A 15479-nucleotide genomic window follows, 5' to 3' on the forward strand; every position below is an offset into this window, starting at 1 on the left:
TATGGCAAGAATAGCAGGGGTAGATATCCCAAAAAACAAAAGAGGTGTTATAGCACTTACCTATATCTTCGGATTAGGAAAAAGTAGAGCTATTGAGATTTTAGAGAAAGCTCAAGTTAGCCAGGATAAAAAAGTTCAAGATTGGAATGATGACGAGATCGGAGCGATTCGTGATGCTGTTTCATTTTACAAAATTGAAGGAGAATTACGTTCTGAAGTTTCTTTGAACATCAAACGTTTAATGGATATTGGTTGTTATAGAGGTATTCGTCATAGATCTGGTCTTCCATTAAGAGGTCAAAGAACTAAAAATAACTCTAGAACAAGAAAAGGAAAAAGAAAAACTGTTGCTAACAAGAAAAAAGCAACTAAATAATAAGTAATATGGCTAAAGCAACTGCAAAAAAACGTAAAGTTATCGTTGAATCAACGGGTGAAGCTCATATTTCTTCGACTTTCAACAATATTATCATTTCTTTGACAAATAAGAAAGGTGAAGTTATTGCTTGGTCTTCAGCTGGTAAAATGGGTTTCAGAGGTTCTAAAAAGAACACTCCGTACGCAGCTCAAATGGCAGCAGAAGATTGCAGCAAAGTAGCTCTTGAGGCAGGACTTAAAAAAGTAAAAGTTTATGTAAAAGGACCAGGAAACGGACGTGAGTCTGCAATCCGTTCTATTCATAACGGTGGAATTGAAGTTACTGAGATCATCGATGTTACTCCAATGCCACACAACGGATGTCGTCCTCCAAAAAGACGTAGAGTTTAATTTTTTATTTTTATAGTATAATCAAGGTAGAATATAGATTATCGGAGGATTAGACCTGAATTCATAATCTCTACCTTAAAATTTTTTTAAAATGGCAAGATATACTGGTCCTAAAACCAAAATCGCTCGTAAATTTGGCGAAGCAATCTTCGGAGATGACAGATCTTTCGAAAAAAGAAATTACCCACCTGGACAACACGGGATGGCTAAAAAAAGAGGAAAAAAATCTGAATATGCTGTTCAGTTAATGGAAAAGCAAAAAGCTAAATATTCTTATGGAATTTTAGAAAAACAATTCAGAAATTTATTCGAAAAAGCATCAGCTACTAAAGGAGTAACGGGTGAAGTTTTATTACAATTATGTGAAGCAAGATTAGATAATGTTGTTTTTAGAATGGGAATTGCTCCATCTAGAAGAGGTGCTCGTCAAATTGTATCTCACAGACACATTACAGTAAATGGAGAAGTTGTAAATATTCCTTCTTACCACCTTAAGCCTGGTGATAAAGTTGCAGTTCGTGAAAAATCTAAATCTTTAGAAGCTATCGAGCGTTCTTTATCAAATTCAAGTCATGTTTATGAATGGATTACTTGGAACAATGATCTTAAAGAAGGAACTTTTGTTTCTGTACCTGCGAGACTTCAAATTCCAGAAAACATTAAAGAGCAATTAATCGTAGAGTTGTACAACAAATAATAATTGACTTAGTCGAAATTTATGGCAATATTTAATTTTCAAAAGCCCGATAAAGTTATCATGATCGATTCAACCGATTTTGAAGGTAAATTTGAATTTAGACCTTTAGAACCTGGTTACGGATTGACAGTTGGTAATGCACTTAGAAGAGTTTTGCTTTCAGCATTAGAAGGTTATGCAATTACATCTGTTCGTATCGAAGGTGTAGATCATGAGTTTTCTACTATTTCAGGTGTTGTTGAAGATGTTACCGAAATTATCCTTAATCTAAAACAAGTACGTTTCAAACGTCAGATCGAAGATATCGATAATGAATCAGTTACTATTTCTGTTTATGGTAAAGATCAGTTGACAGCAGGTGATTTTCAAAAATTTATCTCAGGTTTTCAAGTTTTGAATCCAGACCTTGTTATCTGTAATTTAGATTCTAAAATCAAATTGAACTTCGATTTAACAATCGAAAAAGGTAGAGGATACGTTCCTGCTGAAGAGAACAAAAAACAGAATGCTGCAATTGGAACAATTTTTACAGATTCTATTTTTACTCCGGTAAAAAATGTAAAATATGCAATCGAAAACTTCCGTGTTGAGCAAAAGACAGATTACGAAAAATTAGTTTTTGAGATTAAAACTGATGGATCGATTAATCCTAAAGATGCTCTTACTGAAGCTGCTAAAGTTTTAATTCACCATTTTATGTTGTTTTCTGATGAAAGAATTACACTTGAGGCTGACGAAATTGCACAAACAGAATCGTATGATGAAGAGTCATTGCATATGAGACAATTGCTTAAAACTAAGCTTGTTGATATGGATTTATCTGTGAGAGCATTAAATTGCTTGAAAGCGGCTGAAGTTGATACACTTGGTGATTTAGTATCTTTCAATAAAAATGACCTGATGAAATTCCGTAATTTCGGTAAAAAATCTTTAACTGAACTTGATGAACTTGTTGCAGTTAAGAATTTAACCTTCGGAATGGATTTAGCTAAATACAAATTAGATAAAGAATAATTCAATCCGCCTCGGCGGATTAAATTTAAAATAGCAATGAGACACGGAAAAAAAATCAATCACTTAAGCAGACAGACTGGACATAGAAAAGCTATGCTGGCTAATATGGCTTGTTCTCTTATCGAGCACAAACGTATTAACACTACTGTTGCTAAAGCTAAAGCGCTTAAACAATTCGTTGAGCCTTTAATTACAAAATCTAAAGAAGATACGACTCATAACCGTCGTGTTGTTTTTGCTTACTTACGTAGTAAATATGCTGTAACTGATTTATTCAGGGATGTTGCTGCAAAAGTAGGTGACCGTCCAGGAGGATACACTCGTATCATTAAAGTTGGAAATCGTTTAGGAGATAATGCTGATATGGCTATGATCGAACTTGTTGATTTCAATGAACTTTACAACGGAGGTAAAAAAGAAGTTAAAAAAGCTAAAAGCCGTCGTGGTGGTAAGGCTAAAAAAGCTGAAGGAACTGCTCCTGAAGCTCCAGCTGCTGAATCTGAAACGACTACAGAAGCTTCTGAATAATTATGAAAGTGATTGTTCTATAAAATCAAGGATAAACTAATTTTTAGTTTATCCTTTTTTTTTGATTTTTTGAGAGCAAAATTTAACTTATTTCAAGTTCGGGGTTTTATTTTCATGAATGAAAGTTTTAAAAAATCTTGGCAGGGCTCTTTTAAAGGTTTAAATTTGCAAAATATCTAATTACACGTGATACTTTTAAGTTTCATAAGACAATTAAAAAAAACAATACAAATTAAATAATGAAATACACTACACGACAAAGCGCCATTTTATTACTTAGCGATGGAACTATTTTTCATGGTAAATCGATTGGAATCAGCGGTAAAACATTTGGAGAGGTTTGTTTTAATACAGGAATGACGGGCTATCAGGAGATTTTTACTGATCCTTCTTACTTTGGACAAATTATGGTTACCACTAATCCGCATATTGGAAATTATGGTATTAATGATTTAGAGGTTGAATCTGAAAGCGTTAAAATTGCTGGTTTAGTTTGTAAAAATTTTAGTTTTAACTATTCTAGAGAAGGTGCTTCCGGTAGTTTAGAAGATTATTTCACTAAACAAAATCTAATATGCATTTCAGATGTTGATACTCGTGCGCTTGTAAGTTATATACGTGATAACGGTGCGATGAATGCAGTTATTTGTACAGACGGTACTTCAATTGAGGATTTAAAGAGAGAATTAGCGGATGTGCCTAATATGGAAGGTTTAGAACTGGCATCAAAAGTTTCAACTAAAGAACCTTATTTTGTTGGTGATGAAAATGCTAAATATAAGATATCTGCATTAGACCTTGGTATTAAAAAGAACATTTTAAGAAATCTTGCAAAAAGAGATTGTTACATTAAAGTTTTTCCATACGATTCAACTTATGAAGATTTGACTGCTTTTAATCCAGATGGTTATTTCTTATCAAATGGGCCTGGTGATCCTGATCCGCTGTATGGGGCGATTGAAGTTGCGAAAAAGATTATAGCTGATGATAAACCTTTGTTTGGAATCTGTTTAGGGCATCAGGTAATTGCGCTTGCAAATGGTGTAAAAACATATAAAATGTTTGGAGGACACAGAGGGATAAATCATCCGGTAAAAAACCTTCTTACAGGTAAAGGAGAGATTACTTCTCAAAATCATGGCTTTGCAGTTAAGAGGGAAGCATTAGAAGGGCACCCGGAATTAGAGCTTACTCATATTCACTTAAATGATGATACTGTAGCAGGTATGCGTATGAAAAATAAGAATTGTTTTTCAGTACAATATCATCCTGAAGCAAGCCCGGGACCTCATGATTCGTCCTATTTGTTTGATCAGTTTGTTGAGAACATAAAACTTGCTGCCTCTAAAACGATGTAGTTAATAAATAAAGGTATTTAATAATTAAATTTCGTTTTTGCTATCGGATATTTTTATAATTTCGAAAAAAATATATAATTTATTAATAAAAAAACAAAAAATAATGAGTATTATAATTAAAGTTCACGCAAGACAAATTCTTGATTCCAGAGGGAATCCTACTATTGAAGTTGATGTAGTAACAGAAAATGGAGTTTTAGGTAGAGCAGCTGTGCCATCTGGAGCTTCAACTGGAGAACATGAAGCTGTCGAATTACGTGACGGAGGTAAGGCTTATCTAGGAAAAGGAGTTTTGAACGCAGTGAATAATGTAAATACTGTTATTGCTGAAGAATTAGTTGGGACTTCTGTTTTTGAACAAAATACTATCGATCAGCTTATGATCGATTTAGACGGAACTCCAAACAAATCTAAATTAGGTGCTAATGCAATTTTAGGAGTTTCTCTTGCCGCTGCAAAAGCTGCTGCAAATGAATTAGGATTGCCATTATACAGATACGTTGGCGGGGTTTCTGCTAATACATTACCAGTTCCAATGATGAACATCATCAACGGTGGTTCTCACTCTGATGCACCAATCGCATTCCAGGAGTTTATGATTTTCCCGGTAAAAGCAACTTCTTTTACGCATGCTATGCAAATGGGAACTGAAATTTTCCACAACTTGAAAAAAGTATTACACGATAGAGGTTTAAGTACTGCTGTTGGTGACGAAGGAGGTTTTGCTCCTAATTTAGCTGGCGGAACTGAAGATGCTTTAGATACTATTAAATTGGCAGTTGAAAAAGCTGGATATTCTTTCGGAGATGAAATTATGATTGCCCTTGACTGTGCTGCTTCTGAGTTTTATGTAAACGGTAAATACGATTACACTAAATTTGAAGGTGAAACAGGAAAAATCAGAACTTCTGAAGAACAAGCTCAATACTTAGCAGAACTTGCTGCTAAATATCCAATTATCTCTATCGAAGACGGTATGTACGAAGATGACTGGGATGGATGGAAAGCTTTAACTGAAAAAATTGGTGATAAAGTTCAATTAGTAGGTGATGATTTATTCGTAACTAACGTTGCTCGTTTGTCAACTGGTATCGAAAAAGGAATTGCTAACTCAATCTTAGTAAAAGTAAACCAAATTGGTACTTTAACTGAAACTATTGCTGCTGTAAACATGGCGAAAAACGCTGGTTACACATCTGTAATGTCTCACCGTTCTGGAGAAACAGAAGATAATACAATTGCTGATTTAGCTGTTGCTTTAAATTGCGGACAAATTAAAACAGGATCTGCTTCTCGTTCTGACCGTATGGCAAAATACAATCAATTGTTAAGAATTGAAGAAGAGCTGGGAGCTACTGCTTATTTCCCTGGTTTAAATGCTTTCAAGATCAAATAATTGTAAGTTATACTTATTGAAAAAAGGCCATTCGTTTTTAACGGATGGTTTTTTTTTTGGAGTTTTAACAAATTCATAGCAGTATTCTTTTTTTAATTAGTCTTAAATTGCTTAGATTTGATAAATTATTATTTTATAGAATTATTTCCTATGTCAAAAATAGCTACATTAGAAGTCGATGGGAAGAAGATTGAACTTCCTGTAATTACAGGAAGCGAAAATGAATCTGCTATCGATATTAACAAATTACGAGATTTAACCGGTCTTATTACACTTGACCCGGGATATAAAAATTCTGGATCTTGTAAAAGTGAAATCACTTTCTTGGACGGAGAGTTAGGAATTTTGCGTTACAGAGGATATTCTATCGAAGATTTAGCAGAAAAAGCAAGTTTCCTTGAGGTGTCTTATCTTTTGATTTTTGGTGAATTACCTACTTCAGCAGAATTAGAACAATTCGAAAATGGTATTAAAAAACATTCTTTGGTAAACGAAGAAATGAAAAATATCATTGATGGTTTCCCAAAAACAGCCCACCCAATGGGAGTTTTGTCTGCTTTGACAAGTGCTTTAACAGCATTCAATCCAAAGTCTGTAAATGTTGATAATGAAAAAGATGTGTATGAAGCTATTTGCAAAACAATGGCTAAATTCCTTGTAATTGCTACATGGACATACAGAAAATCAATGGGATATCCTTTAAATTATTATGATAATACACAAGGATATGTTGAGAGCTTTATGCAGTTAATGTTTAAGCTGCCTACTGGTCCATATACTGCAAATCCAGTAATTGTAAATGCTTTAGATAAATTATTCATTCTTCATGCTGATCATGAACAAAACTGTTCTACTTCAACGGTTAGAATGGTAGGTTCTTCGCATGCAGGTTTATTTGCTTCTGTTTCTGCCGGAGTTTCTGCTCTTTGGGGACCATTACACGGAGGGGCAAATCAAGCTGTACTTGAAATGCTGGAGGAAATTAATAAAGACGGAGGAGATACTGATAAATTTTTGGCAAAAGCTAAAGATAAAAATGATCCTTTCCGTTTAATGGGATTCGGACACAGAGTTTATAAAAACTTTGATCCGCGAGCAAGAATTATTAAACAAGCAGCTAAAGAGGTTTTAGAAACTTTAGGTGTTGAAGATCCGATTTTGGAAATTGCTAAAAAATTAGAATCGGCAGCTCTTGAAGATGATTACTTCAAGTCAAGAAACTTATATCCAAATGTTGACTTTTACTCTGGAATTATTTACAGAGCATTAGGAATTCCTACAGATATGTTTACTGTAATGTTTGCAATTGGAAGATTACCGGGATGGATCGCACAATGGAAAGAAATGCGTGAAAACAAAGAACCAATTGGAAGACCAAGACAAATTTATACAGGACATCCTTTACGAGAGTTTAAGTCTAATAAATAAAAAACGAAAGCTTCACTTTACTGTGAAGCTTTTTTTATATTTGCTCAAAATACAATAAAGTTATGTTGCAATTAAATGTAAAGAACGAAACGTCAAGATTGCGTGCAGTAGTTTTGGGTTCGGCCGTTCATAATGGGCCAACTCCGTCAATTGATGAAGCCTATGATCCCAAATCGTTGGAACATATTAAAGCAGGGACCTATCCTGTAGAAAGAGACATGGTTGCTGAAATGGATGCTTTTAATGCTGTTTTTCAGAAATACGATGTAAAAGTATACCGTCCTGAAATGATTGAAAATTATAATCAGATTTTCGCAAGGGATATTGGATTTGTAATTGATGATGTGTTTGTAAAGTCGAATATACTTCCTGATCGTGAGCGTGAATTGGATGCTATTCAATATGTGATTGATCAGATCGATCCTTTAAAAATCGTTCGTCCACCAGAGGAAGTTCATATTGAAGGCGGTGATGTTATGCTTTGGAATGATCATATTTTTATAGGTACCTATAAAGGAAGTGATTATAAAGATTATATTACAGCGAGAACTAATATGTATGGTGTTAACTTTATTAAAGAACTTTTTCCAAATAAAATTGTAAAGGAATTTGATTTAGTTAAATCTAAATTAGAAGCCAGAGATAATGCACTTCATCTGGATTGTTGTTTTCAGCCTGTTGGTACGAATAAAGGAATTATTTATAAAAGAGGTTTTCGCGAAGAAGCAGATTATTTATATCTCGTAAATCTTTTTGGAAAAGAAAATCTATTTCATATTGAAAGAGAGGAAATGTATAATATGTTTTCAAATGTGTTTTCAATTGATAAAGATGTTGTAGTTTCCGAGAAAAACTTCACCCGATTAAATAACTGGCTTCGAAGCAATGGCTTTACTGTTGAAGAAATACCTTATGCTGAGATAGCAAAACAAGAAGGGTTGTTAAGATGTTCAACGCTTCCACTAATTAGAGACTAAAAAATAGTTTCAGGTTTCATGTTGTGTCAATTTGAAACATTAAACTTGAAACAAAAAAATATAATGATGAAACAAACTACTAATGCGATCGTTATGATTCGGCCTGTTGCTTTCAGAATGAATGAACAGACTGCTGTGAACAATTATTACCAAAAGGTTTTGGATGGATTGCTGCCAAGTACTGTAAATGCAAAAGCGCAACAGGAATTTGACGCTTTTGTTGAAAAATTAAGAGCTGTTGGTGTTGATGTAACTGTAATTGATGATAATTTGGAAACAGATACTCCGGATAGTATTTTTCCGAATAATTGGGTTTCCTTTCATGAAAATGGAGATGTCGCTCTTTATCCAATGTTTGCGGAAAACAGACGTCAGGAGCGACGCGAAGATATTTTAGACACTCTTGAAGAAAAAGGATTCGAGATTTCTAACATAATGGATTATACTTCTGCAGAAGACGATGGTTACTTCTTGGAAGGAACAGGAAGTTTACTCTTAGATCGTGCAAACGGAAAAGCATATTGTGCCTTATCTCCGCGCGCAGATGAAGAATTGTTTATCGAGTTTTGTGAAGATTTTGATTATGCACCGGTAATTTTCGAAGCTTTTCAAACTGTTGAAGGAGAGCGTAAGCTGATTTATCATACAAATGTAATGATGTGTTTAGGTGAAACATTTGCGGTAATTTGTGCAGATTGCATTGATGATAAGAAAGAACGTAAGATGGTTCTTGATAATCTGAAAGATGATAAAAAGGAAATTATTTTAATTACAGAGGACCAAGTAAATAATTTTGCTGGAAATATGCTGGAAGTTCGTGGTACGAATGATAAACGATATATCGTTATGAGCGCTTCGGCGCATCAAAGTCTAACTTCAAAACAAATTGAACAATTAGAAAAACATGCAGAAATTTTAAGTTCTAGTTTAGATACCATTGAAGCCTGCGGAGGCGGAAGTGCGAGATGTATGATGGCGGAAGTGTTTCTGCCACGAAATTAAGGTTAGAAAATAGTAATAAAAAATGGGATAAAACTTTAGTTCTATCCCATTTTTTATATTTTTAAAAGATTGAAATTACATTAGATTACCTCTTATTATATTTACAATTGAACTAACGATATACTGAATTCCAATAGAAATTACAATAAAACCAACGATTCTGGAAATTGCAACAATTCCTGACGCACCCAATATACGGGCGAGATAATGTGCACTTTTTAAAATCAGGTAAATAGCAATTCCAATTGCTAAAATTGCCAAGCATGAAATTATGATTTCTTTTATTTCATGATGTTCCTGATAAAACGCAATTAATAACGAAATTGAACCAGGACCTGCCAGCATTGGGATCGCAAGAGGTGTTAATGCAATATCATTTCTCTGCTGTGCATCAGTTTCAATTTTTTTATTGATTCCTCTCTTTTTGCTGATTTTGCCGGATAATAATGAAAATCCTGAGTTAACGATAATAATACCGCCTGCAATTCTAAGAGCATCGATGCTTATTCCAAAAAAAGTCAACACATATTGGCCAATGAAATAAGATACCAATAGAATAATAAATACGTTGACAGCTGTCCAGAGTGAAATTCTTGAGCGTTCTTTTTGAGAATCATGCTGTGTTAATCCAACGAAAATAGGAACTGTTCCTATTGGGTTTAGCACCGAAAAGAGTGCTGCAAATAAATAAATGAATAAATCCATAGAGTATTGGTTTGTAAAGTAAAAGTAGGTAAATTTTAATTTGCAGATAAAAATGTGTTTATGTTTTATTTTTTACAGTCAATATTGTAGTGTAAGAGGACATTCTGTGCTGGTTCTTTTTGTCTACCTTTGTCGATATATTATAAAACGATGAAAAATAAAAAAACTTTATTGCTGGGAGCAACTACAAAAACGGATCGTTATGCTTTTAGAGCTATTAATATGCTGACACAAAAAGGTCATACCGTAATAGCAATTGGTCAAAACACAGGAGAGGTTGCAGGAGTGAAAATACAAACAAAAGCTATTCCTTTGAAAAATATTGATACTGTAACATTATATTTAAATCCAGCACGTCAACGCGATTACTATAATTACATTATCGAGGCTCAGCCCAAAAGAGTCATTTTTAATCCCGGAACAGAAAACCCGGAGTTATATCAATTATTAGAGTTAAATAATATTGAAGTCGAAATTGCTTGTACTTTGGTTTTGCTGGCAACCAACCAATATTAATTTGCTAATCAAGAGATAAAATACATATTGAACTGCTGCTGTTTCAGAGGATGTTTCCACGAAGTAACAGAATTAAATCTATTTAGTTAATAATTGATTTTAATTCTTTCAAAAGTATATATGAGATTAAAAATAGTACTTTTGTTTTATGGAATTTTCATCAAAATTAATAGAAAAAGCAGTTAATGAAATGTCGCAATTGCCAGGTATAGGAAAACGTACCGCTTTGCGATTAGTTCTTCATCTTCTCAGACAGCCAAAAGAACAAACAGGTTTTTTGTCACAGGCATTGCTGAAAATGCGTGAGGATATTAAATTTTGTGAAAACTGTCATAATATCTCTGATACAAAAGTCTGTGACATTTGTGCCAATACTTCCAGAAACCATCAGACTATTTGTGTGGTTGAAGATATTCGTGATGTTATGGCAATTGAAAATACAGGTCAGTATAGAGGAATATACCATGTACTTGGAGGTAAAATTTCGCCTATTGAAGGAGTTGGTCCGGGTCAGTTAAATATTTCAACATTAATTCAGAAAGTGAAATCGGGAAAAGTAGATGAGATTATTTTTGCCCTGAGTTCTACTATGGAAGGAGATACCACCAATTTCTACATTTACAAACAAATTGGCGAATCAGATATAATAATTTCGACAATTGCCCGAGGAATTGCAGTTGGAGATGAATTAGAATATGCTGATGAAGTGACACTGGGCAGAAGTATCCTGCATCGTGTTCCGTTTGAAAAAACTTTCAAAAACAATTAATTAAGCTCCAAACGTAGAATAGATTTTCTGAAGATTAACGGAAAAGCTATATTTGCCAATAAAATTAAAATAATGACAAGAAACAGCTTTTATTTCCTGATATTAATTAGTTCGCTTTTAACATCTTGTATACCATTAAATGATCTCGTATACCTGCAGAAAAAAAATGGCAATGGAGAACAAAACAATATTGCAGCGGTAGAATCTAAGCCATATAGAATTCAGGTAAATGATGTTTTGAGTATTGATATAAAGGCAATCGATCCTAAATTGGTGTCAATATTTAGCTCAACAGAAAAAAGTTCTGTAGCAGGGAAGTCAGAGGCATCATTATATTTTGAAGGTTTTACAGTTGATGATCATGGTAATGTCAGGATGCCAATATTAGGAGAAATCAATGTTATAGGGTACACATTAGAAGAAATTCGTACTAAAATTGAGAAACAACTGCTTGAAGAATATTTTAAAAGTGAAGCAAATATATTTGTAACCGTAAAATTGGCGGGTTTTAGATATACAATTAATGGTGAAGTTGGGAGTACTGGTACAAAAACACTATTTAAAGATAATGTAAATGTGTTAGAAGCTATTGCAAATGCCGGAGATATTACTACTGTTGGTAATAGAAAGGCAGTGACAATTATTCGTCAAACCCCTACAGGCGTTCAAATGAATGAGATTGATTTAACAGATGTTAATGTTATGAAATCTCCTTATTATTATTTGCAGCCAAATGATTATATATATGTTAAACCTCTTCGCCAAAAAACCTGGGGTACAGGACAAACGGGGATTCAATCAATAGGAACAATTATAACTTTATTGTCACTTGCAACAACAGTGTATTTAATTATCAAAAATTAAAATTAAAGATGTTAGATATAAAAGATTTTTCCATTTTTGAGAATCATTCAAATTTTGATTTTAAAGGGTTTTTATTGAAAATTTTAAGCTACTGGAAATGGTTTGTAGTTAGTTTAATTATTGCTTTTACAATTGCATATCAGGTAAATATTCGAAAAGAAAAAATTTACGGGATGCAGACCATGATTTCAATAAAAGAAGAAAGCAATCCTTTTTTTACCTCAAATACCAGTTTGGTTTTCAATTGGGGAGGAATTTCGGACCAGGTAAACGGTATTTCAACAATTTTTCAGTCAAGATCTCACAATGAGCGGGTTGTTGATAAGCTTCAGTTTTATATAGATTATTTAGAAGAGGGAAAATACAATCTGATAGACTCTTATGGAGCAGTTCCTTTTTATGTTGATATTGATAAAACAAAAGGACAATTAGTTAATACTTTAATTCGGATCAAATTTTTAAGCGAAAATGAATATCAAATTCATATTCCCTTTGAAAGTAATTCGGTTTCGTTAATTACTTATTCAACAAATAATTATAGTAATACAGCTGTTCAGCCGGTTGCTTTTATTAAAAAGTACAAGGTTGGAGAACAGGTCGCATTGCCATTTTTAAATTGGAAACTGCAAATAACAGATAATCCAGGTTATTATAAAGGAAAAGAATACTTTGTAAGATTTAATGATTTTGATGAGACCGTTTCTCGTTATAAAGGGATTAGTGTTGACAGTGAGAAAAGTGGCGGCTCAATTTTAACATTAGGAATGCAAGGTACAAATAAAGCCCGAATGGTTGAGTATTTAAATGCAACAGTCCGAATGTTGATTAAAATTCAGCTGGATGGTAAGAATCAATTTGCAACTAATACTATCAGGTTTATAGATAGTACTCTGGTTGCGATGGAGACACAGTTAAAGCAGACAGGTAATGAATTAAAAACTTTTTCAAAAGATAAAAATATCTTTCAGATTGAGGGAGGAGGAGCAAAGTTTTCAGATAAAATAATGGATTTTGATGTTGAAAAAGATCAAATTACAAGAAAAATTGCATATTACAACTCTCTAAAAGGTTATTTAAATAATAGTGTCGATTATTCAAGACTTCCTGCTCCTTCGGTCGCTGGTATCGAAGATCCTAATATTATTACTAATGTTTCAAAACTTATTGCACTTTCTACCCAAAGATCAGAAATGGCTTACGCGGTAAAAAGTGAAAAGATTTTCAAAGACTTTGATAATCAAATGCAGGCTGTTAAGAATGTTTTATTAGAAAATATTGGATCTGCCAAATCCTCTTTACTTTATGATTTGTCTATGATCAATGCTAAAATTGGGCAGGCAGAAAGTACAGTTAAAAGATTGCCACAAGAACAGCAGGAGCTTCTAAAAATCAAGAGAAAATACGATCTTAATGATAATATTTACACAGAATTTCTTCAGAAAAGAAATGAGGCGGAAATTGTAAAAGCATCGAACTTGTCAGATATTCACTTTATTGATCCCGCCAAAGATATTGGAGGAGGCTTAGTTGGACCCAAAACATCGGTAAATTATATTTTGGCTTTGTTTTTGGGGTTATTAATGCCGCTGATATTTGTATGTGCGATATTCTTTATCAACAATTCGATCCAAAATACTGATGACATTGCGAAATTAACCGATATTCCAATAATTGGAGTGGTTGGTTTAAATAAGGACTCTGTAAATTTGGCTGTTTTTGATAAACCTAAGTCAGCACTTTCAGAAGCTTTTAGAAGTATACGATCATCATTGCAATTCTTATATAAAAGACAGCAGCTGAACGGTTCTAAAACTTTGATGATTACTTCTTCAATCAGTGGTGAAGGAAAAACATTTTGTTCTATAAATATTGCAACTGTTTTTGCGCTAAGTGAAAAAAAGACTGTAATTGTTGGTTTGGATTTGAGAAAACCAAGACTCGCTGATGAATTTTGTCTGACACATAATCAATTAGGAGTAGTTAATTATCTGATTAGACAGAATACTTTAGAGGAAATTACCAACTCGACACAGATAGCTAATTTAGATGTTATACTTTCGGGACCAATTCCGCCAAATCCATCAGAGTTGATTTTGGGAGATGCCATGAAAGAGTTTATAGAAGAACTTAAACAGAAGTATGATTATATTATTCTTGATACACCTCCTGTTGGATTAGTTTCAGATTCATTAGAATTAGTTCAATATGCAGATGTAACCTTGTATATTGTAAGACAGAATTATACTAAAAAAGATATGATAACGTTGCTTAATAATAGAATTAAAAGAGGTGAATTAAGTAATGCAAGTATTGTTTTCAATGGTTTTGAAAATAAAACGAAGTATGGTTCTACTTATGGTTACGGGTATGGTTATGGAGCTTATGCAAATGGGTACCATGAAGAAGATAAACCAACCAGTTTGTGGGGTGTAATTCAGAATAGATTACGAAGAAAATAATTTAATAAATCAAAATTTCGATGCAAAATACGATTCTAATTACAGGAGGAGCTGGTTTTATAGGTTCAAATTTGTGTGAATATTTTCTTGGTTTAGGAAATAAAGTAATTTGTTTAGATAATTTTTCGACTGGCCACCGTCATAATTTACAAGATTTTTTAGAGAACCCAAACTTTAAATTAATTGAAGGAGATATTCGGAACATAGAAGATTGTATGTTAGCAGTTCAAGATGCTGATTATGTTTTGCATGAAGCTGCTTTAGGTTCTGTACCAAGATCGATCAATGATCCTATCACAACAAATGATGTAAATGTTTCCGGTTTTTTAAATATGTTAGTTGCTTCACGTGATGCTAAAGTAAAACGTTTCGTATATGCTGCGAGTTCATCTACTTATGGAGATTCTCAAGGGCTGCCAAAAGTAGAAGATATTATTGGAAAACCTTTGTCTCCTTATGCAATTACGAAATATGTGAATGAATTATATGCTGATATTTTTAGCAAAACTTACGGATTAGAAACAATAGGCTTGCGCTATTTTAATGTTTTTGGAAGAAAGCAGGATCCCGATGGAGCATATGCGGCGGTAATTCCAAAGTTTGTAAAGCAGCTGATGAAGCTTGAAAGTCCTGTTATTAACGGGGACGGGAACTATTCGCGTGATTTTACATATATAGACAATGTGATCCAAATGAATAAATTGGCAATAGAGGTTAATAATAAAGAAGCTCTTAATACGGTTTATAATACAGCTTATGGAGATCGAAATACCTTAAATGAATTAGTGCAATACTTGAAAAAATATTTAGCCGAATTAAATCCTGAAATTGCTAATGTACAGATTGTTTATGGTGAGAATAGAGCAGGAGATATACCACATTCATTGGCAAGTATAGACAAGGCAAAAAAACAGCTGGGTTATAATCCTAAATATTCTTTACAAGAAGGATTGAAAGAAGCAGTAAGCTGGTATTGGAATAATTTAAAATAAATACAG

16 protein-coding genes are annotated in these 15479 nt (G+C 33.3%); 15 read left to right on the forward strand and 1 reads right to left on the reverse strand.

What is annotated here, in order from left to right:
- Position 1 precedes the first annotated feature (1 nt).
- The 10 genes from rpsM (at position 2) to ctlX (ending at position 9168) form a co-directional block, all read left to right on the forward strand.
- Complete coding sequence (gene rpsM / locus OZP11_RS17680; RefSeq protein ID WP_012022478.1) at positions 2–376, forward strand: 30S ribosomal protein S13; 375 nt, start codon at positions 2–4, stop codon at positions 374–376.
- An 8-nt stretch (positions 377–384) separates the two neighbouring features.
- On the forward strand, positions 385–768 hold the full coding sequence (rpsK, locus tag OZP11_RS17685) for a 30S ribosomal protein S11 (RefSeq protein WP_012022477.1): 384 nt from the start codon (positions 385–387) through the stop codon (positions 766–768).
- 91 nt (positions 769–859) lie between these two features.
- Positions 860–1465, forward strand: coding sequence for a 30S ribosomal protein S4 (rpsD, locus tag OZP11_RS17690; RefSeq protein WP_111364450.1), 606 nt, complete (start codon positions 860–862; stop codon positions 1463–1465).
- Positions 1466–1486: 21 nt separating this feature from the next.
- The gene (locus tag OZP11_RS17695; protein ID WP_281231842.1) at positions 1487–2479 is read left to right on the forward strand and encodes a DNA-directed RNA polymerase subunit alpha; all 993 of its coding nucleotides are present in this window, start codon (positions 1487–1489) and stop codon (positions 2477–2479) included.
- Between the two features lie 36 nt (positions 2480–2515).
- Positions 2516–3007: a 50S ribosomal protein L17 gene (gene rplQ / locus OZP11_RS17700; RefSeq protein WP_281231843.1), complete on the forward strand. Its 492-nt coding sequence runs from the start codon at positions 2516–2518 to the stop codon at positions 3005–3007.
- Between the two features lie 239 nt (positions 3008–3246).
- Positions 3247–4365, forward strand: a complete 1119-nt coding sequence (carA, locus tag OZP11_RS17705; RefSeq protein WP_281231844.1) for a glutamine-hydrolyzing carbamoyl-phosphate synthase small subunit — start codon at positions 3247–3249, stop codon at positions 4363–4365.
- Positions 4366–4468: 103 nt separating this feature from the next.
- Positions 4469–5761 carry a phosphopyruvate hydratase gene (gene eno, locus OZP11_RS17710; RefSeq protein WP_281231845.1) on the forward strand — a complete coding sequence of 431 codons (1293 nt, stop codon included), beginning with the start codon at positions 4469–4471 and terminating at the stop codon, positions 5759–5761.
- 150 nt (positions 5762–5911) lie between these two features.
- A complete protein-coding gene (locus tag OZP11_RS17715) occupies positions 5912–7189 on the forward strand; it encodes a citrate synthase (protein WP_281231846.1) in 1278 nt (425 codons plus the stop codon).
- A gap of 62 nt (positions 7190–7251) precedes the next feature.
- Positions 7252–8166, forward strand: a complete 915-nt coding sequence (locus OZP11_RS17720) for a dimethylarginine dimethylaminohydrolase family protein (RefSeq protein WP_281231847.1) — start codon at positions 7252–7254, stop codon at positions 8164–8166.
- Positions 8167–8232: 66 nt separating this feature from the next.
- Positions 8233–9168 (forward strand): citrulline utilization hydrolase CtlX, encoded by a 936-nt coding sequence (gene ctlX / locus OZP11_RS17725; RefSeq protein ID WP_281235545.1) that lies wholly within the window; start codon positions 8233–8235, stop codon positions 9166–9168.
- Between the two features lie 75 nt (positions 9169–9243).
- Here the strand turns inward: ctlX and OZP11_RS17730 are convergent, their stop codons facing one another.
- The gene (locus OZP11_RS17730) at positions 9244–9873 is read right to left on the reverse strand and encodes a MarC family NAAT transporter (RefSeq protein WP_281231848.1); all 630 of its coding nucleotides are present in this window, start codon (positions 9871–9873) and stop codon (positions 9244–9246) included.
- Positions 9874–10023: 150 nt separating this feature from the next.
- On the opposite strand from OZP11_RS17730, the gene OZP11_RS17735 reads away from it, so the two are divergent.
- The 5 genes from OZP11_RS17735 (at position 10024) to OZP11_RS17755 (ending at position 15473) form a co-directional block, all read left to right on the forward strand.
- Entirely contained in the window at positions 10024–10389 is a 366-nt protein-coding gene (locus tag OZP11_RS17735) for a CoA-binding protein (RefSeq protein ID WP_281231849.1), read from the forward strand.
- Positions 10390–10537: 148 nt separating this feature from the next.
- Positions 10538–11158 (forward strand): recombination mediator RecR, encoded by a 621-nt coding sequence (gene recR / locus OZP11_RS17740; RefSeq protein WP_281231850.1) that lies wholly within the window; start codon positions 10538–10540, stop codon positions 11156–11158.
- Positions 11159–11230: 72 nt separating this feature from the next.
- Positions 11231–12022 carry a polysaccharide biosynthesis/export family protein gene (locus tag OZP11_RS17745; RefSeq protein WP_281231851.1) on the forward strand — a complete coding sequence of 264 codons (792 nt, stop codon included), beginning with the start codon at positions 11231–11233 and terminating at the stop codon, positions 12020–12022.
- A gap of 8 nt (positions 12023–12030) precedes the next feature.
- Positions 12031–14481, forward strand: coding sequence for a polysaccharide biosynthesis tyrosine autokinase (locus tag OZP11_RS17750; RefSeq protein ID WP_281231852.1), 2451 nt, complete (start codon positions 12031–12033; stop codon positions 14479–14481).
- A gap of 20 nt (positions 14482–14501) precedes the next feature.
- Positions 14502–15473, forward strand: coding sequence for an SDR family oxidoreductase (locus tag OZP11_RS17755; RefSeq protein ID WP_281231853.1), 972 nt, complete (start codon positions 14502–14504; stop codon positions 15471–15473).
- The last annotated feature ends 6 nt before the right edge of the window (positions 15474–15479 follow it).

The sequence above is a fragment of the Flavobacterium gelatinilyticum genome (genome assembly GCF_027111295.1).
Taxonomy (GTDB): domain Bacteria; phylum Bacteroidota; class Bacteroidia; order Flavobacteriales; family Flavobacteriaceae; genus Flavobacterium; species Flavobacterium gelatinilyticum.

Bases quoted from the DNA above. Each gene is read 5' to 3' on its own strand.
- rpsM (WP_012022478.1), top strand. From the start codon at position 2: ATGGCAAGAATAGCAGGGGTAGATATCCCAAAAAACAAAAGAGGTGTT.
- rpsK (WP_012022477.1), top strand. From the start codon at position 385: ATGGCTAAAGCAACTGCAAAAAAACGTAAAGTTATCGTTGAATCAACG.
- rpsD (WP_111364450.1), top strand. From the start codon at position 860: ATGGCAAGATATACTGGTCCTAAAACCAAAATCGCTCGTAAATTTGGC.
- OZP11_RS17695 (WP_281231842.1), top strand. From the start codon at position 1,487: ATGGCAATATTTAATTTTCAAAAGCCCGATAAAGTTATCATGATCGAT.
- rplQ (WP_281231843.1), top strand. From the start codon at position 2,516: ATGAGACACGGAAAAAAAATCAATCACTTAAGCAGACAGACTGGACAT.
- carA (WP_281231844.1), top strand. From the start codon at position 3,247: ATGAAATACACTACACGACAAAGCGCCATTTTATTACTTAGCGATGGA.
- eno (WP_281231845.1), top strand. From the start codon at position 4,469: ATGAGTATTATAATTAAAGTTCACGCAAGACAAATTCTTGATTCCAGA.
- OZP11_RS17715 (WP_281231846.1), top strand. From the start codon at position 5,912: ATGTCAAAAATAGCTACATTAGAAGTCGATGGGAAGAAGATTGAACTT.
- OZP11_RS17720 (WP_281231847.1), top strand. From the start codon at position 7,252: ATGTTGCAATTAAATGTAAAGAACGAAACGTCAAGATTGCGTGCAGTA.
- ctlX (WP_281235545.1), top strand. From the start codon at position 8,233: ATGAAACAAACTACTAATGCGATCGTTATGATTCGGCCTGTTGCTTTC.
- OZP11_RS17730 (WP_281231848.1), bottom strand. From the start codon at position 9,873: ATGGATTTATTCATTTATTTATTTGCAGCACTCTTTTCGGTGCTAAAC.
- OZP11_RS17735 (WP_281231849.1), top strand. From the start codon at position 10,024: ATGAAAAATAAAAAAACTTTATTGCTGGGAGCAACTACAAAAACGGAT.
- recR (WP_281231850.1), top strand. From the start codon at position 10,538: ATGGAATTTTCATCAAAATTAATAGAAAAAGCAGTTAATGAAATGTCG.
- OZP11_RS17745 (WP_281231851.1), top strand. From the start codon at position 11,231: ATGACAAGAAACAGCTTTTATTTCCTGATATTAATTAGTTCGCTTTTA.
- OZP11_RS17750 (WP_281231852.1), top strand. From the start codon at position 12,031: ATGTTAGATATAAAAGATTTTTCCATTTTTGAGAATCATTCAAATTTT.
- OZP11_RS17755 (WP_281231853.1), top strand. From the start codon at position 14,502: ATGCAAAATACGATTCTAATTACAGGAGGAGCTGGTTTTATAGGTTCA.